Origin of the sequence: Microbacterium sp. zg-B185, from assembly GCF_030246885.1 — a bacterium.
In the GTDB taxonomy this organism is placed as follows: Bacteria; Actinomycetota; Actinomycetes; order Actinomycetales; family Microbacteriaceae; genus Microbacterium.
In genome coordinates this window covers 2,251,698-2,271,373 of the sequence record NZ_CP126739.1, presented here as the reverse complement: position 1 = coordinate 2,271,373, position 19,676 = coordinate 2,251,698, and the positions used below count along the sequence as shown (strand labels likewise).

Sequence of the window (19,676 nt, the reverse complement as noted above, 5' to 3'; positions counted from 1 at the left end):
GTTATCGGCGCAGACGATGACGCTCCCTCGGTGACCCCGGGCGACCTCGGTCTGTCCGAGCCCGGGGTGACGGTCATGCACGTCGCGGAACCCGAGCGGGACCGCCTGCGCGCGCTGGCGGCGGAATTGGGCGGCCCGTCGACGCTGCTGCACTTCGACGACGCGAACAGCGGCGGCATCGAGATCACCAAAGCGCACCCCGGCAGCCTGCCGCAGTTCATCACCGGACGGTCCACCTTGCTGTCCAACCTGTTCCGCGATGAGGTCGCACTGCGCAACGCGCGCCTGGCGGCGGAGCGGATCACCGCCAAGAACGTCGAGCTGCGCACCGCGCGCGGCATCGAACCGGTCCATCTCGCCGTCGGCCTGGCCTCCTGGCGGATCGGCGGACTGGCGTGCACGGCGCCCGTGCTGCTGCGGCCGCTCGGCATCCGTCGGCACCACTCCGACTTCGAGCTGAAGCTGCACGGGACCTTCATCGTCAATCCCGAGTTCGTCCGCGCCGCGCGCACGCACTTCGGCATCGAGCTGGACGGTGTGGCGCTGGCCACCCTGGCGCACGAGGACGGTGTCTTCAAACCTCAGCCAGTGATCGACCACCTGCGAGCGCTGACTGCGACGATCGACTCGTTCACCGTCCACCCGCGTCTGGTCGTCTCGACCTTCGCGGATGTCGGCGCCGCCATGGCGCGGGATGCCGTCAACCTCGACCACCCGGTGCTCAACGCGCTGGCCGGCCACCCGGAAGACCGCAAGACCGTGTCCCTCCGCAGGCCCGCTCCGCCGGTGCCGAGCCCGGACGAACGCGCTCCGGCATCCGACACGCTCCTGCTCGATGCGGATGCCGAGCAGGAGGGCGTGCTGGCGCGGATCGCGGCCGGGCACTCGCTGGCCGTGCACACCCTGCCGGGCACCGGCGGAACGCAGACGATCATCAATGCGGTCGGCTCGCTCGTGCGGGACGGCAAGCGCGTCCTCGTCGTCAGCGCACGCCGTTCCACCCTGGACGGGGTGCGCCACCGCCTGACCGGCATCGGGCTGCAGGGGCTCGCGGTGTCCCCGCGCAACGTGCAGCGAGACCTGATTCGCGCAATCGGTCGGAACGAGAAGGCCGTGCAGCCCAAGGTGGGCGAGATCGATGACGCGCTGGTGCGCCTGAGGGGGGTGCTGCGGGACTACCGCGGCGCGGTCACCACGCCGCATCCGGCGCTCGGCGTCTCGGTGCTGGACGTGCTGCGTCGGCTCGCCGAACTGGCCGGTGCCACCCCCGCCCCCACCGCCCAGGCTCGCTTCGACATCGACGTGCTCGTCAAGCTGGCGCCCGCCCGGGCCAAGGCGGCGGCCGCGCTGGCCGCGGCGGCGCGCCTGGGCGAGTTCCGGTTCGGGCCCGGGGACTCGCCGTGGTACGGCGTCTCCTTCGCCACCACCGGCGCCGCCCGCGCCGCGCACGCACTCGCCGGCCGGCTCCACCGTCAGGATGTGCCGAACCTCCTCGAACGCGGCTACGAACTGATCGCGCAGACCCGGATGCGGCCGTTCCAGACGATCACCGAGCTGGGCGCGTACCTGCGCGTGCTGCAGGGCATCCGGGATTCACTGGATCGGTTCAGTCCGACCGTGTTCGAGCGGCCGCTGGGCGAGCTCATCCAAGCGCACGGTCCGCGCCGTGACGCGCCGTCTCTGACCGGAGCCCAGCGCCGTCGGCTGCGTCGGCTCTCACGCGAGTACGTGCGGCCCGGTGTGCACATCGCCGACATGCACGAGGCGCTGGTGCGGGTGCAGCAGCAGCGCACCGAGTGGCAGCGCTTCGTCGAGGCCGGCGTCGGGCCCGCAGTCCCGCTGGGCCTGTCGGACGTCCAGGTTGCGTGGCAGCGGGTCGAGGCGGACCTCGCCGAACTGGACGGCATCGTCGGCCGCGGCGGCGCTGATCGTCTGGCTTCGCTTCCGGTCGCACGCCTCGTCCGCACCCTGGCGGGCCTGGCCGCCGACTCCGACGTGTTCGACAACCTCGTCGAGCGCGCCACGCTGCGCTCCCAGCTGGCTGCGCTCGGTCTGGAGAGCCTGCTCGCTGAGCTGTCCGTCCGCCACGTTCCCGAAGACGCGGTCGGCACCGAGCTGGAGTACGCCTGGTGGCAGTCCGCGCTGGAGTATCTGCTGCGCAGCGACCGAGCCCTGCTGGGTGCGAACACCGCGGTCGTGGACCGCCTCGAGCGCGACTTCCGGCTGGTGGATGAAGCGCACGCTGCGGCATCCGGACCGCTGCTGGCAGCCCAGCTGGCCACGCAGTGGCGCATCGGGATCGTGGACGAGGCCGCCGAGGCAGCGGCGCTGAAGCGTGCACTCCGAGACCCACGAACGACGCCCGCCGATCTGGCCGCAGCAGCACCGGTGCTGCTGCGCACACTGGCCCCGGTGTGGCTGGCTTCGCCCTACGAGGTGCCCCAGATCCCGGAGACGCTGGGATTCGACGTCGTCATCCTCGCGGATGCCGCGGCGCTGAGTCTGGCCGAAGCGGTGCCGGCACTGCGGCGCGCGCAGCAGGTGGTGGTCTTCGGCGACCCGGTGACCCAGAAACCCACGCCGTTCCGCCTGTCCTCCGGGATCCCCGAGGACAGCGACCCGGTTCGCGGACCCTTCGACGAGACGAGCGTGTTCGAGCGTCTCGCCGAGCTGTTCCCGGTGGAGACGCTGACGCACAGCTACCGCGCCGGCGGCGAGGACCTGGCCGAACTGGTCAACGACGCGTTCTACGGCGGGGAGCTGGTCTCGCTGCCGTGGGCGGGGTCCTATCTCGGGCGCGGCAGCCTGAGCGTGGACTACGTCGAAGGCGGCACGGGTGCACCCGACCCGGTCAGCGGAGCGGTGGAGAGCCCCGACGCGGAGGTTGCGCGCGTGGTGACGCTCGTGGTCGAACACGCGGTCAACCGCGGGAACGAGTCGCTGATGGTCGTGACCGCCAGCGCGAAGCACGCCGAGCGGGTGCGCGCGGCGGTCGAGGCCGCCTTCGCCGGACGCTCGGATGTCGCGGACTTCGTCGCGCGGGACACCGCCGAGCCCCTCGCCGTGCTGACCCTCGAGGAGTCCGTGGCGGAGAGTCGCGACCGGGTCATCTTCTCGCTCGGATTCGGCCTCACCAAGCACGGCCGGGTGCTCAGCGACTTCGGCGACCTGTCCACTCCGGACGGCGAGCGTCTGCTCACGGTCGGGATGACACGGGCGCGCCGCTCGATGGTGATCGTGTCCTCCATCCGCCCGTCGGCGTTCGACGACGGCCGACTCGAGCACGGCGCGGCGACACTGATGAGCATCCTCGGCGGCATCGCCTCCCGCGCCCGGCAGGCGCGTCTGGAAGACCTGGCCGACCCGCTGACCTTGGCGCTGGCGCGCGAACTGCGCCGACTGGGCATCTCGGTCGATGTGCACTACCGCGGTCTGCTTCCGCTCGTGGCGCAGTACGACGGCCGCGCGGTGGTCGCCGAGAGCGACCCCGAGACGATCGGCGAGTCGCTGCGGGAGTCGCTGCGGCTGCGCCCGCAGATCCTCCGCCGGCTCGGCTGGCACTACGTGCGCGTGCACTCGTTCGACCTGTACAGCGACCCCGCCGCCGTGGCGGCCCGGATCGCGGCGCTGCTCGGCGTGCCGCCGGAATCGTCCACGGCCGACACCGAGACGCAGCCGATCGATGTCATCGAATAGGCGACAGCGGATCGAGCGGGTCCCCGGCGCGCGCCGCGCCAAACTCACCCCCGCGCCGGGCACATCCGCGGAGCCGGCCGAGCCGGCGGACGACACCGAGCCGGGCCTCGCCACATCCGGCCCCAACGACGAACAGCTGCGCCGCGACGTCCCACCGCACTGGTGAGGCGCGCACCACGCAGCGGCGTCGACTCAGGCGCGCGGCGGGGGAGTGCTCTGACGTTCCAGCAGGTCGCGGATCTGGACCAGCAGCTCCGACTCGGTGGGCAGCGGCTCGTCGCCCTCGGTGACCCCGGCCTTGGCGGCGCCACGCTCGCGCAACCGGTTCATCGGGACCACGAAGACCAGGTACACGACCAGCGCGACGGCGAGGAAGTTCACGATCGCGCCGAGGATCGCGCCGAAGGAGAACGTCGCAGTGCCGCCGAGGAGCGTCGGAACGGTCACCTGCAGTGCCGTGTCCAGGCTGTCCGACGCGAAGAACAGGCTGATCAGTGGATTGATCAGCGCCGAGACCAGAACGTTGACGATTGCCGTGAAGGCGGCGCCGACCACGACCGCTACGGCGAGATCGATGACGTTCCCGCGCAGGATGAACTCCTTGAACCCTTGGATCACGTGAATCACCTGGCCTCACTTCGGCCGAAGCCGATTAGGTTCCTGACGGTGCAGGGGAGGCCTTCGCCTCCGGCTTCGATGATGCCCCAGAGGAGGACGACTCGCTAGGACCGGAGGACCCACCGGCCGAAGAGGTGGCGGGCTCGGAGCTCTTCTTCTCCCGGCCCCCGCCGGAGCCCTTGCCGTCGGCGGCGCGGGAATCGGTGCGGTAGAAGCCGGAACCGTTGAAGGTCACCCCGATCGATCCGTACTCCTTGCGCAGGGTGCCGCCGCACGCGGGGCACTCGGTCAGGGTCGGCTCGGCGAAGGACTGCACGGCATCGAAGCGGTGGCCGCATTCTTTGCAGGCATAGGCATAGGTAGGCATAGGTGCTTTCGGACGATCAGGGCCGGGCAGGCGAAAGGACGAGGGTCTGAGTGGGGGTGACGACGCCGGTCACCGGCTGGTCGTGCAGGTCGCGGGGGACCTCGTCGAGGAGCTCGGAATCGTAGATGACCGCGTAGACGGGCGGGCATCCCTCCATCGAACCGATCGTCTTGTCGAAGAAGCCGCGACCCCAGCCCAGGCGCATGCCGTCCCGGTCGACGGCGGCCGCGGGGATCACGAGCAGATCGACGTCGTTGACCGCAATGGGGCCGAGCAGCTCGCCCACCGGCTCGGGCAGCCCGAACATCCCCTCGGCGATGTCGAAGTCCGGGTGCGCGACCGACCAGTCCAGCAGGCCGTCGGTGCGGGTCACCGGCAGGAGCACGCGGATGCCGCGGCGCACCGCCGCGTCGACGAACTCGCGCGTGCCGGGTTCGCTGGGAGTGGACAGGAAGCACGACATGGAGCGGACCCCGAGGGAGTCCACCAGTGCGTCCAGCTGTTCCCGGATGCCGGCTGCAGCGGAGTCCTTGGCAGGCTGAGAGAGCAGCTGGCGCCGCTCACGCAGCTCCGCGCGCAGAGCGCGCTTGGCCGTTGCGATGTCGTCGTGCATGGGTTGATTCTAGGCGCGATTACCATGCGCCGCGGCCGAGGGCAAGGGGAGCAGGTCGCACGGCGGAGGGGGGCGCCGTCAGTAGAGTATGAGCCATGCCCCCTAAGCCCATGAAGGCCGTGATTCCCGCAGCCGGCCTCGGTACCCGTTTCCTGCCCGCGACGAAAGCCATGCCGAAGGAGATGCTCCCGGTCGTGGACAAGCCGGCCATCCAGTATGTGGTGGAAGAGGCGGCGCAGGCGGGCATCAACGACATCCTGGTGATCATCGGACGCAACAAGAACGCGATTTCGAATCACTTCGACTCCGTTCCCGAGCTCGAGGTCAAACTGCGCGACAAGGGCGACGCCGACCGGCTTCGTCGGGTGATGGCCTCCAGCGACCTCGCGGACATTCACTTCGTGCGTCAGGGTGAGCCTCGCGGGCTCGGGCACGCCGTCTCCCGCGCCCGGGCGCATGTGGGTGAGTCGCCGTTCGCGGTGCTGCTCGGCGATGACCTGATCGACGAGCGCGACGCCCTGCTGACCACGATGATCGCGCAGCACGAGCGCAGTGGCGCGACGATCATCGCGCTCATGGAGGTCGATCCCGCCCAGATCCACATGTACGGCGCCGCAGCCGTCGAGGCGACCGACGACCCGGATGTCGTGCGCGTCGTCGGTCTGGTCGAGAAGCCCCCGCGTGAGGACGCTCCGTCCAATCTCGCCATCATCGGCCGGTACGTGCTGACCCCCGCGATCTTCGACATTCTGGAGCGCACCGAGCCCGGCAAGGGCGGCGAGATCCAGCTGACCGACGCGCTGCAGGAGCTCGCCACGGACGCCGAGGGTCCTGGCGTGTACGGTGTCGTTTTCCGCGGACGTCGCTACGACACCGGGGATAGGGTGGACTACATCAAGGCCATCGTGCAGCTCGCCGCCGACCGTGAGGATCTGGGTCCTGAGCTGCGTCCCTGGTTCAAGGAGTTTGCGGCGACTCTGTAGCGCCGCACGTTCGAGGGGGTGTCGTGGATCTGACGACTCCTGTCCGGCACGGGAACGTGGCGATCCGCCTCGTTCGGCCTCGCGACGCGCGCACGCTGCAGCACGAGCTGCTCTCCAACCGTGCGTGGCTGCAGCCGTGGGAGGCGACCAGCCCGGACGGGCCGGTCTCGTTCGACATGCGCACCGGTGTGAGGCGACTGCTGCAGCAGTACCGCGACGGCACCGGCATCCCGTTCGTGATGGAAGACGGCGGGGAGATCGCCGGTCAGCTGAACGTGTGGGGGATCGCGCGCGGGTCGCTGGCGTCGGCGACCATCGGCTACTGGGTCAGCGAGCGGTTCGCAGGGCGCGGCATCACCACCACGTCGGTCGCACTGGCGACCGACGTGTGCTTCAGCGAGATGCGACTGCATCGGATGGAGATCTGCATCCGGCCCGAGAACCAGGCCAGCCTGCGCGTCGTGGCGAAGCTGGGCTTCCGGTACGAGGGACTGCGGCGGCGGTTCATCCACATTGACGGTGACTGGCGCGACCACTATGCGTTCGCCCTGACGCGCGAGGACGTGCCCGAAGGCGTCCTGCAGCGCTGGGTGCAGGGGCGTGCACCGGCGGACGCCGCGACGGTGCCGCCCAGCGATCGTTCGCGGGCCTGAGACGACACGCCGCAGGATGCCGGGGCGAGGGCGCACCGTCGCCTACCGTTGACCGCATGGGCGGGCAGGTACTTGGCGGGGGAGTCATCGTGCTCGTCGCCGTGCTCCTGTGGATGGTCTATCTGCTGCCGTCCTGGCACAGTCGCCGCCAGTTCGACGCGGCCGAGCGCAACGCCGTGCGGCTCAACCAGGCACTGCGCGTCCTGGCCGAGACGAGCGAGACGCCGCACGAAGTCCGGCTCGAACTCAACGCGCGCACCGCACTGGCCCAGCAGCGTCTTGCTCGCCGGGCGGTCGCCGAGCGCGAGCAGGCCGCTCTCGAGCAGGCCCGGATCGATCTGGCGCAGGCCCGCGACGAACGTGCCGCAGCGCGGTCGCGGCCGAGCGCCCGTCGGGCACGCGCCCGCCGTCGCACCCGACTGGCGCTGACCGTCCTCGGACTCGTCGGCGTCGGCGTCTCGGTGTGGGGCGCGTGGGAGGTCGTGGCGACCGGTTCGCAGCTGATGCTGTGGTCCGGAGTCGCCGCCGCGACGATGTCCGGACTGCTGCTCGTACGCATGACCCGCGTCGGGGCGCGCGCGGTGAACCGCGTCGCGATCGAGGACGCCTCGGCACGCGTGCCACGGGTCATGCAGGATGTGGAGCTGACCGCGACCCCGCGCACCGGCTGGGCGCCGCGTGAGCTGCCCCGCCCGCTCACCGTCTCTGCCGGATCGCGCGCGGCGGCGATGCTGGATGCCGCTGCGGCCCGAGAGGCGCTGCGTCAGGCCGCGGTCGAGGAGGCCGCACGCCAGCGCGCCGCTGAGCTCGAGCCGCCGTCGATCGCCGCTGTACGCGCGGCGCGGGAGAGCGCCGAGGCGTCGCCGTATGCGGCGATGGGCAGAGTCGACGACGCCGAGATCGAAGCGCACGTGCGCCGGCTCCTGGCCAGCCGGGCAGGCTGAGCGCGTCCCGCTCGTCCCGACGATGTTCTACGAGCCTGCCGAGCGCGACCGAGCCCGGCTGCCGCATGATCCGTTCAAGGCGATGATCGCACCGCGGCCGATCGGCTGGATCTCGACGCTGGACGCGCAGGGCAGCCCCAACCTGGCGCCGTACAGCTTCTTCAACGCGGTGTCCGACAACCCGCCGCTGGTGATGTTCTCGAGCGCGGGCATGAAGGATTCGGCATCCCACGCGCTGGATCGTGGCGAGTTCGTCTGGAACCTCGCCACCTTCGACCTGCGTGAGGCGATGAACCAGTCCTCGACGACGCTGCGGCGCGGCGAGTCCGAATTCGCGTTCGCGGGCATCGAGGCTGCGCCGTCCCGCCTGGTCGCGCCGCCGCGGGTCGCCGCCAGCCCCGTCGCGCTGGAGTGCACGGTGACTCAGACGCTGCAGCTGACGGATGCCGCGGGCGGGCCGATCGACCGCCATCTGGTGATCGGGCAGGTCGTGGGCGTGCATCTGGACGAGCGGTTCATCCTGGCGGACGGACGGGTGGACACCGCCGCCATGCGCCCGATCGCCCGCAGTGGCTACCGCGATGAGTACTCGGTGCTGGACGCGCTGTTCCATCTGCCGCGCCCGGACTGAACGGGCAGCCGGCAGCCAGCGTGATAGCCTGTCGGAGGTTCAGGGCCTGTGGCGCAGCTGGTAGCGCACCTCGTTCGCATCGAGGGGGTCAGGGGTTCGAGTCCCCTCAGGTCCACCATGTGATGTCTCGCGACATATGTCTCATATGTCGCGAGACATCTGTCATTTGTGGGGCCAGCGGCCGGGTGGGGTGAGTTGGTTGCGCCAGTAGCCCTGGGCGGGGTTTATGTGGTGTTCGCTGAGGATTTCGCCGGTTTCGAGGTGGGTCACGGTGACGGTGGTTTCGTCGCTGATCGCGAGGATGCGTTTGCCGGTGTGGTGTCGTCCGATGCCGAGGTGGTGCATGCGGCCGGCGCGTCGGATGCTGACGTGGCCGTCGGTGTCGACGCGGTCGTAGCGCAGCCGGTATCGGTCGGGCAGTCGTCCCTCGGCAGGGAGCGCTTTGGCGGTCGCTGCGTATGCCTGTGAGGGAGTTGCGCGATCCAGGGCTCGGTGCGGGCGGTGGTTGTTGTATGCGACGCGGAACCGGTCCAGCTGTGCTTGGAGCTCGAGGATCGTGGTCGCGGTGGGCTGCTGGGCGAGCCAGCGCTTCTGGGTCTGATGGAACCGTTCGATCTTGCCCTGGGTCTGCGGGTGTCCGGGTGAGCCGTTCTTCTGCTTGACCCCGAGGACGGGCAGGAGGTGTTCGAACGCGTTGCGTCCTCCGCCGAACCGTGCCGTATAGACCCTGCCGTTGTCGGTGAGAGTCGAGGCGGGGATCCCGTGTTTGTCGGTCGCAGTCAGGAACGTGGTCACGACATCGTCACCGGTGACGGGGGTGTGGGCGGTGCAGGACAGCAGGAGCCGGGAGTGGTCATCGAGCCAGTTCAGGATCTCCATGTCGGTTCCGTCGTTCAGGCGCCAGTGGGTGAAGTCGGATTGCCAGGTCTCGTTCGGTTGGGCGGCTTCGAACCGGACGTACGAGGAACGCGGGCGCTTACGCGGCTCCGGGGTGATCAGCCCTGCTCGAGTCAGGATGCGGTGGATCGTCGCGTGTGACGGGGCGTGCAACCCTTCGCGGTCCAGATGCCAGGAGATCGTGACCGGCCCGGCATCGAACCCGCGAGCGATCAGTTCAGCGCGGAGCTGTACGACGCGTTCGACAACCTCGGGGGGTGTCGCGTGCGGATTCGTCTTCGGTCGCCGCGACTGCGGATCGACGGCGTCGATACCGTCCTCCCGGTAACGGGCCAGCAACCGATGAAGCTGCCTCCGCGACAACCCATACTGCTCGGCCGCCGCGGCCACGGTGAGCTGCCCAGCGACGATCTTCAAGACCACGACCCGATGCTTCGACATGCATCGGACTGTGACCTATGACCCGAGACATGAGCGACACATCACCTGTGACATATGTCGTGAACCCAGGCACCCTCAGGTCCACCAATGAAATGAGCGCCCCCTCGTGGGGCGCTCATTGTCGTTAACGGGCGCAGTGACTCGTACCCTCTGCGGACCGGCGGTGATTCGGGCGCGGGCAGCCGCGGACGCTCACCAGGCCAGCAGGTGGGTCGGCGTGAAGTCGATCCTCGTGCTGAACCTCTCCGCGATCGCGTCCGCCGGCATGCCGTAATCGGCGATCGCCTCGGCGTACTTGCCGAGGTACGGTTCGCGGAACCGACCAAGCCACTCCACGCCGGTGCCCGGGGCGAGGTGCGCGTCGCCGCGCAGCACGACCACGTCGTCTCCGAACTGTCCACCGGCGTCGAGGTGGACGAGCACCGGGGAACCCCGCCGGATGTTCTCCACTTTGTGCGAGTCCGGCTCGCTGAGGATCGTCAGCACGCCGTCGTGCCAGAAGAACCAGACCGGCACGGCGCGTGGTGAGCCGTCCGCCGCGAGGGTGACGATCCAGGCGATCAGGTCACGCTCCAGCATCCTGAGTGCTTTCACGTGCGTCTCATCCGTATCGTTGAAGATGCTCGTGCCCATCTCGTCTCCTCATCGACACCGTGTTGAGGGCGAGGGTACCGCGTCGAGCGGGCCGGCCGCACGGGCGAGCCGGACGCTGCCGGCGCGGCGCCGCCGGTGACGCCTAACCCGCGAACGCGTGCTGGCGGGCACCGGCGGCGAGGCGTTCCGCGGCCAGGCCCTCGGCCGCCTGCAGAGGGGTGACGCTGCGCGACTCGGCCTCGTCGAAGACCCGGCGGACGGTGTCGCCGATCGCCGCCACGCGAGCCAGGATCTCGTCCCGACTGCCCAGCTGCTTCGCGTCGAGGTCCAGGTAGATCACCCCACCGGCGTTGACCACGAAATCGGGGGCGTACAGGATGCCGCGGGCAGCCAGCCGGTCAGCGCCGGAGTGATCGGCGAGCGGGTTGTTCGCCGGTCCGCACACGGCGCGCGCCTCGAGCGCGTCGATGACCTGGTCGGTGAGCAGCCCGCCGATGCCGGCGGGGACGAACACGTCGGCCGGCACCAGGTGCTCCTCGCCCGGCGTGATCCAATCGGCCCCGAGCTGCAGCGCGAGATCCCGCTTGGCGGGGTTCACATCGGTGACGGTCAGCCGCGCGCCCTCCGTGCTCAGGCGCACGGCCAGCCGGCTGCCCACCTGTCCCATGCCCGAGATCGTGATGCGGCGGCCGGCGACATCCGGGGAGCCGGTGATGCGCTCGAGCGTGGCGCGCAGCGACTCGTACACGCCCAGGCTGGTGGGGCCGGCCGGTTCGCCGGAGCCGCCGCCGGCCTCGGGAAGCCCGACGACGTGCCGGGTGCGCTCGCTGACGGTCAGCATGTCGGCCGTGGTCGATCCCACGTCCTCGGCCGTGCGGTACAGCCCGTCCAGCAGCTCCACCGCATCACCGAGGTCGAGGAACGCCGCGCGCCGACGCTCGGCGTCCAGGACGGAGTCGGGCGGCAGGGCGATCACGGACTTGCCGCCTCCGGCATCCAGTCCGGCCGCCGCGTTCTTCAGCGTCATGGCAGCCGACAGCCGCAGGACATCGCCGAGCGCGTCGCTCCAGTGCGGGTAGCTCCACAGACGCGCGCCGCCCAGCGCTGAGCCCAGCACCGAGGAGTGCAGCGCGACGGCGATGAAGAGCCCGCTGCGTCGACCGGTGAGCGTTTCGACGCGTTCGTGCGCGAAATCGGGCAGGGGCAGGGTCGCAGACATGTTGGTCCTCGTCGATCAGCCGCCGCGGCGTCTTCGTGGGAGCCCGGCGGGAGCGTGCGGATGGCGGCGTTGCGCATCCACCCCTATTGGACCACCACTGAGCCGATCGTTCAACGTGTCACTGTGCACCTGAGCAATGTGCTCACAGAAGCAGCCTCCGCGTGCGTGATGGCGCAGGATCAGGCGCGATCGTGGTCGGGCAGTCCGACGTCCACGGCCTGCGCCGACGCGTCCGCCTCCGGTTCGTCGAAATCGGAGGACGGCCCGCCCAGCGCACGCAGCGCGTACAGGATCGTGGTCAGGTCGACCAGTTCCTGCACCAGTGCCCCGACCACCGCAGGGATGACCCCGGTGGTGGCCACCAGCATGAGTCCGACGCTGAGCAGGATGCCGATCCAGATCGCCGTGTAGGCCACCCGCAGGGTGTGGCGCCCGATCGAGACCGCGTCCACGACCTTGGCGAGCGAATCCTTCAGGATCACGGCGGCCGCGGCATCCCCCGCCGCGGTCGCACCCTTCGCTCCCATCGCGATGCCGATGTCCGCCGCGGCGAGCACCGGCGCGTCGTTGACACCGTCGCCCACCATCAGCACGGGCCGCGGGCGCATCTGCGCCGCGAGGTGCACCTTCTCCGGGGGCAGCAGCTCGGCGTGCACCTCGGTGATTCCCACCTCGTGCGCGATGGCCTCCGCGGTGGCCTGCGCGTCGCCGGTGAGCATCGCGATCCGCTCCACCCCGTGCGCGCGCAGCCAGGCCACCACCGCGCGGGACTCCGGCCGCGGGTCGTCTGCCAGGACGAGCACGCCGGCGAAGCGTCCGTCGATGGCCACGTAGGCGGCCGCCTGACCTGCAGCCAGCGCCATCCGCGAGGTCTCCGGCGCGAGGGCGGCGATGTACGCCGGCTTGCCGACCACCACGACGCGCCCGCCGATCGTCGCGGTCACGCCGTTGGTGGCCACCTCGCCGGCCTGTGACGCGCTCTGGACGGGCACGCCCCGCTCCGCGGCCGCACGTCGGATCCCATCGGCCAGCACATGGCTCGAGTACTGCTCCGCGGAGGCGGCCAGGCCGAGCAGGACGTCGGGGTCGATCCCGTCCACCGCCCGGACCTCGACCAACTCGGGTCGGCCCTGCGTGAGCGTCCCGGTCTTGTCGAACGCCGCGGACTGCACGCGTGCGAGCTGCTCGATCACCGCTCCGCCCTTGACGATGATCCCCGCCTTCGCCGCCCGCGAGAGCCCGCCGAGGAACGCGACCGGCGCCGCGATGAGAAGCGGGCAGGGCGTGGCGAGCACCAGGACCTCGGCGAACCGGGTGGGGTCGCCCGAGATGCCCCACGCCGCACCGGCGATGACGAGCGACACGGCGGTGAACGGGACCGCGAACCGGTCCGCGAGGCGCACGACCGGCGCACGCGACTCCTCGGCATCCCGCACCAGCGCCACGATCTGCTGGTACTGGCTGTCGGCGCTGCGGCGCACAGCGCGGACCCGTACCGCCTGCGAGCCGTTGACGGCGCCGGAGAGGACCTCATCGCCGGCGTGGCGGGTCACCGGAAGGCTCTCCCCGGTCAGTGAGGACTCGTCGAACGAGCCGGAGTCGGTCAGCAGCAGCGCGTCCACGGGTACGATCTCGGACGGGCGGATCAGCAGCACATCGCCGACCCGCACGTCGTCGGCTGCGGCATCCGTCACTTCGTCCGATGTGTGATCGCCGGGATGGACGATGACATGGGCGATCTGCGGGGAGCGGTCCAGCAGCGCGGTGAGCTCGCGTTTCGCGCGACGGCCGGCGTAGTCTTCGAGCGCTTCACCGCCGGAGAGCATGAGCACGATGATCAGCGCCGCGACGTACTCGCCGACCGCGAGGGTCGCGACCATTGCGACGACCGCCAGCACGTCGAGCCCGACGTGGCCGCGCAGGACGTCCCGCACCATGCCGATCAGGGTCCACACGATGACCGCCGCGACGTACAGAGTGGCCAGCCACCGGCTCGCGCTCTGCCTGTCCGACAGGTCCAGGACGAGCACCGCGATGCCGACCACGACTGTGGCGGTGATCACCGGGTACCGGGCCATGACGCGGGGGATGCGGCGCACAGGATCAGCCTGGTACACCCGAGCGCCCACCGCCAGCGGTGCCGTGCGGACCGGGGCCGGCCGATCCCCTATCGAGCGGTGTGCGACGGGAGTACCGTCTGCGCCAAGGAACCCGAAAGACACACGCACGAGGGGATAGTGATGTTCGAAGATGCACGCGGCATGGCCGCGATCGCCGCGTCCGATCTGGCCCGCGCCCGGTCGTTCTACGAGGGCGTGCTGGGATTGACGCCCGAAGAGATCCAGGAGGATGCCGAGACGGTGATCTATCGGCTCGCGGGGGTGCCGCTGCTGGTCTATCGCTCCGGGTTCGCCGGAACCGCGAAGAACACCGTGTTCGGCCTGCAGACCAGGGATCTGGCCTCCGATATGGCATCCCTCCGCGCGAACGGGGTGGAATTCCTCGAGTACGACTTCCCTGGCCTGAAGACGCAGGACGGGGTGGCCGAGATGGGCGGGGAGCGCGCGGCGTGGTTCGAAGACAGCGAGGGGAACATCCTCGGGCTGTTCGAGCGTCGCTGACCGGTCCGCGGCATTGCCTAGGCTGGTCCGGTGACTGATCAGCTCCCCACGCGCAGCCGCATCGTCCAAGATGCGCTGCGAACCGCTGGCATCACCGGCGACATCGTCGTGCTTCCGGATGCCGCGGCCACCGCGCCGCTGGCCGCCGCCGCACTCGGCGTCGAGGTCGGCGCCATCGCGAACAGCCTCGTCTTCTGGTCCGACGGCGAGCCGCTGCTGGTCATGACCAGCGGTGCGCACCGCGTGGACACCGCAGCCCTCGCCGAGCGGCTCGGCCGCGCCAGCATCCGCCGAGCCAGCGCCGAGCAGGTGCGCGAGGCGACCGGCCAGGCGATCGGCGGGGTCGCCCCGTGCGGGCATCCCGCGCCGCTGACCACCGTCATCGACGCCGACCTCGCCGCCTTCGAGCAGATCTGGGCGGCCGGCGGGACGCCGCATACCGTCTTTCCGATGACCTTCGAGGAACTGGTCGCGCTGACCGGCGGAACGATCACGACGGTGGTGTGACCGGCCGGTCCGCGGGTCCGCACCGGCATCGCGACCGGGCCGCCCCCTGAGCGACGCTAGGGTCGGAGCGTGAGCCCCGACGCGTACACCCACGGCCACCACGAGAGCGTCCTGCGTTCGCACCGGTGGCGCACGGCCGAGAACTCCGCCGCCTACCTGCTGCCGCTGCTGGCTCGCGGGTGCACTGTGCTCGATGTCGGGGCGGGGCCGGGAACGATCACGGCCGACCTGGCCGAGCGGGTGGCGCCGGGGCAGGTGGTCGGCCTGGATGCCGCCGCCGGGGTGGTGGCGACGGCGGATGAGCTGCGTTCCGAGCGCGGACTGGACAACCTGTCCTTCGAGGTCGGTGACGCGTACTTCCTGGCGGTCGCGGATGACAGCGTCGACATCGTGCACGCGCATCAGGTGCTGCAGCATCTGGCCAGGCCGGTCGACGCGCTCCGGGAGTTCCGGCGGGTCGTCTCGCCCGCAGGAGCGGTCGCGGTTCGTGATGTGGACTACGAAGGGGTGATCTGGTACCCGCAGGTGCCCGCCTTGGACGAGTGGATGGAAGTGTATCTCCGGGTCCACCGGGGGATGAGCGGGGATCCCACCGCCGGGCGCCACCTCAAGGCATGGGCCCGCGAGGCGGGGTTCACGGACGTGACGGCGACCGCCTCGGTCTGGCTGTTCGAGAGCGACGAGGACCGGCAGTGGTGGGGCTCGGCGTGGGCAGAGCGAGCCGTCGCCTCGTCCTTCGCCGAGAACGCCCTCTCGCTGGGCGTGACCGACCGGTCCGGCCTCGCCCGCATCGCCGAGGCGTGGCGCCTGTGGGCGGCCTCACCCGATGGCTGGCTGCTCATGCCGCACGGCGAGGTCATCGCCCGCGGGTGAGCCGAGCAGAGCCCGGCGCGGTGCGCGGTGCGGGGCCGTCCGAGACGGCCGGTGCTCTTCGCAGGCCGCGGACGGGAACCGGGTCGCCCCTCCTCAGTGGCTCGCGGAGAGGAACTCGAACGCGGTGACCGCGGATGCAGCCGACCACGCCTGCGGGCGGCACGCGGCGGGGTAGGGCAGCGGAACGGTCGTCGGGCCCGGGACGCTGCCGCCGGAACCGGCCGGATCTCCGCTGTGCAGCTCGGGCACGCGGTAATCGAAGCCCGCTGCGGCGGCCAGCATGTTCTCCACGACGTCCTCGGCCGCCTCGGCCAGGCCGGCGCGCTGCATGCCGCGGGCGATGATCGCGGTGTCGTGGATCCACACACTGCCGCCGTGGTAGCTCAGCGGCCAGTACCCGTGGGCGCCCGTCGACATCGTCCGGATGCCGAAGCCGGACAGCATGCTCGGCTGGGTCAGAAGCGCGGCGACGTCGCGTTCCTGGTGCGGTTCGAGCAGGCCCGTCCCCAGCAGGTGTCCGATGTTGCTGGTGAGCGCGTCGACACCGCGCCCGCTGGCATCCAGCGCGATGGCGGGGTAGTCGCCTTCGGGGGTGCTCACCCAGAAGCGATCGGCGAATCGCCGCCGCAGACGGGCGCCCCACGCGCGGGCCGCGTCGCCCCCGCTCTCGCCGTAGGCATCCAGGATGCGCGCGCCCGCCATCACGGCTTCGTAGGCATAGCCCTGCACCTCGCACAGCGCGATGGGACCCTGTGCCAGAGCGCCGTCGCGCCACTGGATGGAGTCACCCGAGTCCTTCCAGCCCTGGTTCGCCAGGCCGCGGCCGGTGCCGTCGTAGTAGGACACGAACCCGTCGCCGTGGCCCATGATCCATGCCAGACATCTCTGCATCGCCGGCAGGAGTTCCCGCACGTCCGCCTCCGGCAAGCCCGCATCGACGGCGTCGCCGAAGAGCCCGACCCACAGCGCCGTCGCATCGACGGATCCGTAATAGACCGGCGGCAGCGAGAACCCCTCCCCGGGTATGTCGAAGGCTTCGGCTCGCAGTTCGTGCAGGATCTTGCCGGGTTCCTCCGCCGTGGCGGGATCGACGCTGCGGCCCTGTCGGCGCGCCAGAACCCGGAGGGTGGATGCCGCGAGCGTCGGATTCGCGTGCAACGCCAGCCGCGCCGCCCACAGGGAGTCGCGTCCGAACAGGGTGAAGAACCAGGGCGCGCCGGCGGCGTAGAACTCGTCGTCGGGGTGATCCGGGAGCGCGAGGCGCAGCGCATTCAGATCAGTGAGAGCCGTGGCGAGCCACCGCTCGGCGCGGTCGTCGATCGAGCCGCCCCCGTACACCGCGGGTGGCGGGGGAGTGCTCCCGGACCGGACCACCAGGGCGTCGTCGGTCATGCGCACGCCCCACGCCACAGTGACGGAACGCCCGGGCGGGATCTGCACTGCCCAGGTGACCACCACCGCGGTGTCGGCCTCGATCGAATCCGAAACGCGGACGCTCCCGTCCGTTTCCAGCTCGATCCGTCGCGGCCCCGCGGTGAGCACGACGGTCCCGGCACCGCCGGGGCGTTCCGACCACGCCCGCGACTCCGGCATCCCCGCCTTCACCGCGTGCATGGGGGAGAACTCCGGGCGCAGCGTGAGGGTGACCTCCGCGTCGATCGGGTAGGTCAGGTGCGAGGTGATCTTGATCTGTTCGGTGACTCTCGCCTCATCGACGGTCCGCTCCCGAAGAAGCCGCATCTTCGGGTCCGCGCTGAGATCGTCCAGGCCGCGCAGCAGGCCCTCGAAGACCACTCGGGACGCCTCGTGCGCGGACATGCCGAGCCACTCGGCATCGCCTCCGGTCACGGCGACCGCCGCGGTCCGGATGAAACGCGTGTCGCCGTGGTAGATGCCGTCGATCGCGCCCGCGCCCACGTTGCCGTCGGCGCGGGACCACACCTGCGTGGGCGCGCGCAGGGCGACCACCCCGTCGTGAAGGAACGGCTGCAGTCCGCGTGCGGGCATGGCGAAGGTGCGCTCGGTCATCCCTTGAGCGCTCCTTCGGCGGTGTTCATGATCTTCTTCTGGAAGATGAAGAACATCACCGCAACCGGAATCGTCATGATCGCGGCGGCGGCGAGCTTGAGCGGGTACTGGTTTCCCTGTCCGAGCTGGCCGGACGCCAGTGAGGCCACCCCCTTGGTGAGGGTCGTCAGCTCCGGCGACTGCGTCGACACGATGAAGTGCCCCAGCTCGTTCCACGATCCCTGGAAGGAGAGGATCACGATCGTGATCAGCGCCGGTCGGGCCATCGGCAGCACGACCGACCAGAAGACGCGGAACGTGCCCGCCCCGTCGATCCGGGCCTGCTCCTCGATCGCGGCCGGGATCGACTCGAAGAAGTTCTTCATGATGAACACGCCGGCGGCATCCACCAGCAGCGGCAGGATCATGCCCACGTACGAGTTGTAGATGCCGATCTGGTTGAGGACGAGGAACTTCGGGATCAGCAGCACGACGCTGGGAACCGCCATCACGGCCACGACCAGGGCGAAGATGACGCCGCGTCCGCGGAACCTCAGACGAGCCAACGCGTAACCGGCCAGGGACACGAAGAACACCCGGCCGAGGGTGACGCTGATCGTCACGATCGCCGAGTTCATCGCCCACAGCGGGAAGTCGCTGCGCGTGAACAGGCGTTCGTATGCGGCCAGCGAGAACACGCTCGGGATGAGGGAGATGGGATCGGCAGTGGCCTCGGCATCCGTCTTGAACGACGTGGCGACCTGGACCAGGAACGGGTAGATGTAGATGATCGCGAGCACGATCAGGACGGAGTACAGCACGACTTGGCCCCAGCGGGCGCGAGCGGCCCACCTCCGGGTCCGCTGCGGGGGCGCGGGCGGTGCGACGGCGGCCGTTTCCGGTACGGCGGTGACGGTCATGAGGTCTTTCCCTTCACCTGGTATTGCCGCGCTCGGCGCTTGGACACCGGCCGGTCGCGCAGCGCCCACCGCTGCAGGGCTGCGAAGAAGATGATGATCAGGAACAGGATGAACGCGATCGCGGCGCCCTGCCCCCAGTCCTGGTTGATGAAGGCGGCCTGGTAGGTCAGGTACGCCGGGGTCACCGTCGTCTTGGCAGGGCCGCCCTGGGTCCCGGTGTAGATCTGGTCGAACACCTGCCAGCCCCCGATCAGACCGAGGGTGAGCACCGTGAACAGCGTCGGGCGCAGCTGCGGGAGCGTGATGTGCCAGAACCGCTGCCAGCCGGTGGCGCCGTCCATCATCCCCGCCTCGCCCAGTTCGACGCCGACGTTCTGCAGCGCCGCGATGAACAGCAGCATCATCGTTCCGCTGGTCGTGAAGATCGCCATCAGGATGAACGCGCTCATCGCGATCGAGGGGCCGGCGAGCCACTCCCACCACGAGATGCCGAGGAATCCGCCGCCCGTCAGCGCTTCGGGACCCTTCCGGACGCCGACGCCGCCCAGTGCGACATGAACGATGCCCCGCGGATCGGCGAACCAGTTCGGCCCGTTGATGCCCACCCACGAGAGCACCTCGTTGATGACGCCGGTGGTGGAGAACAGGAACAGCCACAGCACGGTGATGGCCACCGAGCTGGTCACCGACGGAAAGTAGAACGCCGTGCGGAAAAAGCCGCGGCCGCGCAGGATCGCACGATTGACCAGCGTCGCCAGGAACAGGGCCAGGATCGTCTGCAGCGGAACGACCAGCAGCACGTACCAGGCGTTGTTGCGCAGCGCGATGCCGAAGTTCCGTTCCGGAAGGCCGCCTCCCGTCGTCACCGCCGCGTAGTTGTCCAGCCCCACGAATCCGACGCTCGGAGACAGCGGGCTGCCGCGCCCTGACCAGTCGGAGAAGCTCACCCACAGCGCCATCAGCACCGGGATGAACAGGAAGACGCCGAGGATGACGATGATCGGCGCGGTGAACAGCCATCCGGCAAGTCCCTCGCCGCGGCGGATCCCGGAGAACCGGCCGCGGCGAGGGGTGCTGACCTGGGCGGTCATG

General features: G+C 70.2%; 19 protein-coding genes and 1 tRNA gene. 10 read left to right on the top strand and 10 right to left on the bottom strand.

All coding sequences use genetic code 11. The features are described 5' to 3' along the window. Positions 1 to 75 precede the first annotated feature (75 nt). Entirely contained in the window at positions 76 to 3,696 is a 3,621-nt protein-coding gene (locus QNO12_RS10930) for an AAA family ATPase (protein WP_257503475.1), read from the top strand. After that, complete coding sequence (locus QNO12_RS10925) at positions 3,683 to 3,862, top strand: hypothetical protein (protein WP_257503258.1); 180 nt, start codon at positions 3,683 to 3,685, stop codon at positions 3,860 to 3,862. The genes QNO12_RS10930 and QNO12_RS10925 overlap by 14 nt, the downstream gene beginning before the upstream one ends. A gap of 26 nt (positions 3,863 to 3,888) precedes the next feature. Here the strand turns inward: QNO12_RS10925 and mscL are convergent, their stop codons facing one another. Genes mscL through QNO12_RS10910 form a run of 3 tightly spaced genes read right to left on the bottom strand, consistent with a single transcriptional unit; the run spans position 3,889 to position 5,294 of the window. Then, positions 3,889 to 4,314, bottom strand: a complete 426-nt coding sequence (gene mscL / locus QNO12_RS10920) for a large conductance mechanosensitive channel protein MscL (protein ID WP_257503257.1) — start codon at positions 4,312 to 4,314, stop codon at positions 3,889 to 3,891. A gap of 34 nt (positions 4,315 to 4,348) precedes the next feature. Then, positions 4,349 to 4,681 (bottom strand): FmdB family zinc ribbon protein, encoded by a 333-nt coding sequence (locus tag QNO12_RS10915; RefSeq protein WP_257503256.1) that lies wholly within the window; start codon positions 4,679 to 4,681, stop codon positions 4,349 to 4,351. Positions 4,682 to 4,697: 16 nt separating this feature from the next. Beyond that, positions 4,698 to 5,294, bottom strand: a complete 597-nt coding sequence (locus QNO12_RS10910) for a 5-formyltetrahydrofolate cyclo-ligase (RefSeq protein WP_257503255.1) — start codon at positions 5,292 to 5,294, stop codon at positions 4,698 to 4,700. A 95-nt stretch (positions 5,295 to 5,389) separates the two neighbouring features. On the opposite strand from QNO12_RS10910, the gene galU reads away from it, so the two are divergent. The 5 genes from galU (at position 5,390) to QNO12_RS10885 (ending at position 8,623) form a co-directional block, all read left to right on the top strand. After that, the gene (galU, locus tag QNO12_RS10905; protein ID WP_257503254.1) at positions 5,390 to 6,277 is read left to right on the top strand and encodes a UTP--glucose-1-phosphate uridylyltransferase GalU; all 888 of its coding nucleotides are present in this window, start codon (positions 5,390 to 5,392) and stop codon (positions 6,275 to 6,277) included. A gap of 23 nt (positions 6,278 to 6,300) precedes the next feature. Continuing rightward, entirely contained in the window at positions 6,301 to 6,930 is a 630-nt protein-coding gene (locus tag QNO12_RS10900) for a GNAT family N-acetyltransferase (protein ID WP_257503253.1), read from the top strand. 56 nt (positions 6,931 to 6,986) lie between these two features. After that, positions 6,987 to 7,874 carry a large exoprotein gene (locus QNO12_RS10895; protein ID WP_257503252.1) on the top strand — a complete coding sequence of 296 codons (888 nt, stop codon included), beginning with the start codon at positions 6,987 to 6,989 and terminating at the stop codon, positions 7,872 to 7,874. A gap of 22 nt (positions 7,875 to 7,896) precedes the next feature. Further along, on the top strand, positions 7,897 to 8,505 hold the full coding sequence (locus tag QNO12_RS10890) for a flavin reductase family protein (protein ID WP_257503251.1): 609 nt from the start codon (positions 7,897 to 7,899) through the stop codon (positions 8,503 to 8,505). A gap of 42 nt (positions 8,506 to 8,547) precedes the next feature. Further along, positions 8,548 to 8,623, top strand: a tRNA-Ala gene (locus QNO12_RS10885). Between the two features lie 44 nt (positions 8,624 to 8,667). Here QNO12_RS10885 and QNO12_RS10880 read toward each other — a convergent pair. The 4 genes from QNO12_RS10880 to QNO12_RS10865 form a co-directional block, all read right to left on the bottom strand. Continuing rightward, positions 8,668 to 9,843: an IS481 family transposase gene (locus tag QNO12_RS10880; protein WP_257524820.1), complete on the bottom strand. Its 1,176-nt coding sequence runs from the start codon at positions 9,841 to 9,843 to the stop codon at positions 8,668 to 8,670. 192 nt (positions 9,844 to 10,035) lie between these two features. Further along, positions 10,036 to 10,476, bottom strand: coding sequence for a pyridoxamine 5'-phosphate oxidase family protein (locus QNO12_RS10875; protein WP_257502236.1), 441 nt, complete (start codon positions 10,474 to 10,476; stop codon positions 10,036 to 10,038). A 103-nt stretch (positions 10,477 to 10,579) separates the two neighbouring features. Continuing rightward, the gene (locus QNO12_RS10870; protein WP_257502237.1) at positions 10,580 to 11,656 is read right to left on the bottom strand and encodes a Glu/Leu/Phe/Val dehydrogenase family protein; all 1,077 of its coding nucleotides are present in this window, start codon (positions 11,654 to 11,656) and stop codon (positions 10,580 to 10,582) included. Positions 11,657 to 11,835: 179 nt separating this feature from the next. After that, the gene (locus tag QNO12_RS10865) at positions 11,836 to 13,734 is read right to left on the bottom strand and encodes a heavy metal translocating P-type ATPase (protein ID WP_257502619.1); all 1,899 of its coding nucleotides are present in this window, start codon (positions 13,732 to 13,734) and stop codon (positions 11,836 to 11,838) included. A 162-nt stretch (positions 13,735 to 13,896) separates the two neighbouring features. On the opposite strand from QNO12_RS10865, the gene QNO12_RS10860 reads away from it, so the two are divergent. The 3 genes from QNO12_RS10860 (at position 13,897) to QNO12_RS10850 (ending at position 15,657) form a co-directional block, all read left to right on the top strand. After that, positions 13,897 to 14,277 (top strand): VOC family protein, encoded by a 381-nt coding sequence (locus QNO12_RS10860; protein ID WP_257502238.1) that lies wholly within the window; start codon positions 13,897 to 13,899, stop codon positions 14,275 to 14,277. A gap of 30 nt (positions 14,278 to 14,307) precedes the next feature. After that, the gene (locus QNO12_RS10855) at positions 14,308 to 14,784 is read left to right on the top strand and encodes a YbaK/EbsC family protein (RefSeq protein WP_257502239.1); all 477 of its coding nucleotides are present in this window, start codon (positions 14,308 to 14,310) and stop codon (positions 14,782 to 14,784) included. A 69-nt stretch (positions 14,785 to 14,853) separates the two neighbouring features. Further along, positions 14,854 to 15,657 (top strand): methyltransferase domain-containing protein, encoded by an 804-nt coding sequence (locus QNO12_RS10850; protein WP_257502240.1) that lies wholly within the window; start codon positions 14,854 to 14,856, stop codon positions 15,655 to 15,657. A gap of 93 nt (positions 15,658 to 15,750) precedes the next feature. Here QNO12_RS10850 and QNO12_RS10845 read toward each other — a convergent pair whose 3' ends face one another. Genes QNO12_RS10845 through QNO12_RS10835 form a run of 3 tightly spaced genes read right to left on the bottom strand, consistent with a single transcriptional unit; the run spans position 15,751 to position 19,675 of the window. Further along, entirely contained in the window at positions 15,751 to 17,685 is a 1,935-nt protein-coding gene (locus QNO12_RS10845; RefSeq protein ID WP_257502241.1) for a glycogen debranching N-terminal domain-containing protein, read from the bottom strand. Continuing rightward, the gene (locus QNO12_RS10840; protein WP_257502242.1) at positions 17,682 to 18,584 is read right to left on the bottom strand and encodes a carbohydrate ABC transporter permease; all 903 of its coding nucleotides are present in this window, start codon (positions 18,582 to 18,584) and stop codon (positions 17,682 to 17,684) included. Before QNO12_RS10840 ends, QNO12_RS10845 begins: the two co-directional genes overlap by 4 nt. Beyond that, positions 18,581 to 19,675: a carbohydrate ABC transporter permease gene (locus QNO12_RS10835; protein ID WP_257502243.1), complete on the bottom strand. Its 1,095-nt coding sequence runs from the start codon at positions 19,673 to 19,675 to the stop codon at positions 18,581 to 18,583. Before QNO12_RS10835 ends, QNO12_RS10840 begins: the two co-directional genes overlap by 4 nt. Position 19,676 lies beyond the last annotated feature (1 nt).

Coding starts and splice junctions, on each gene's coding strand:
- QNO12_RS10930 (WP_257503475.1), top strand. CDS start 76: ATGCACGTCGCGGAACCCGAGCGGGACCGCCTGCGCGCGCTGGCGGCG.
- QNO12_RS10925 (WP_257503258.1), top strand. CDS start 3,683: ATGTCATCGAATAGGCGACAGCGGATCGAGCGGGTCCCCGGCGCGCGC.
- QNO12_RS10915 (WP_257503256.1), bottom strand. CDS start 4,681: ATGCCTACCTATGCCTATGCCTGCAAAGAATGCGGCCACCGCTTCGAT.
- QNO12_RS10910 (WP_257503255.1), bottom strand. CDS start 5,294: ATGCACGACGACATCGCAACGGCCAAGCGCGCTCTGCGCGCGGAGCTG.
- galU (WP_257503254.1), top strand. CDS start 5,390: ATGCCCCCTAAGCCCATGAAGGCCGTGATTCCCGCAGCCGGCCTCGGT.
- QNO12_RS10895 (WP_257503252.1), top strand. CDS start 6,987: ATGGGCGGGCAGGTACTTGGCGGGGGAGTCATCGTGCTCGTCGCCGTG.
- QNO12_RS10890 (WP_257503251.1), top strand. CDS start 7,897: ATGTTCTACGAGCCTGCCGAGCGCGACCGAGCCCGGCTGCCGCATGAT.
- QNO12_RS10880 (WP_257524820.1), bottom strand. CDS start 9,843: ATGTCGAAGCATCGGGTCGTGGTCTTGAAGATCGTCGCTGGGCAGCTC.
- QNO12_RS10875 (WP_257502236.1), bottom strand. CDS start 10,476: ATGGGCACGAGCATCTTCAACGATACGGATGAGACGCACGTGAAAGCA.
- QNO12_RS10870 (WP_257502237.1), bottom strand. CDS start 11,656: ATGTCTGCGACCCTGCCCCTGCCCGATTTCGCGCACGAACGCGTCGAA.
- QNO12_RS10865 (WP_257502619.1), bottom strand. CDS start 13,734: ATGGCCCGGTACCCGGTGATCACCGCCACAGTCGTGGTCGGCATCGCG.
- QNO12_RS10860 (WP_257502238.1), top strand. CDS start 13,897: ATGTTCGAAGATGCACGCGGCATGGCCGCGATCGCCGCGTCCGATCTG.
- QNO12_RS10845 (WP_257502241.1), bottom strand. CDS start 17,685: ATGACCGAGCGCACCTTCGCCATGCCCGCACGCGGACTGCAGCCGTTC.
- QNO12_RS10840 (WP_257502242.1), bottom strand. CDS start 18,584: ATGACCGTCACCGCCGTACCGGAAACGGCCGCCGTCGCACCGCCCGCG.
- QNO12_RS10835 (WP_257502243.1), bottom strand. CDS start 19,675: ATGACCGCCCAGGTCAGCACCCCTCGCCGCGGCCGGTTCTCCGGGATC.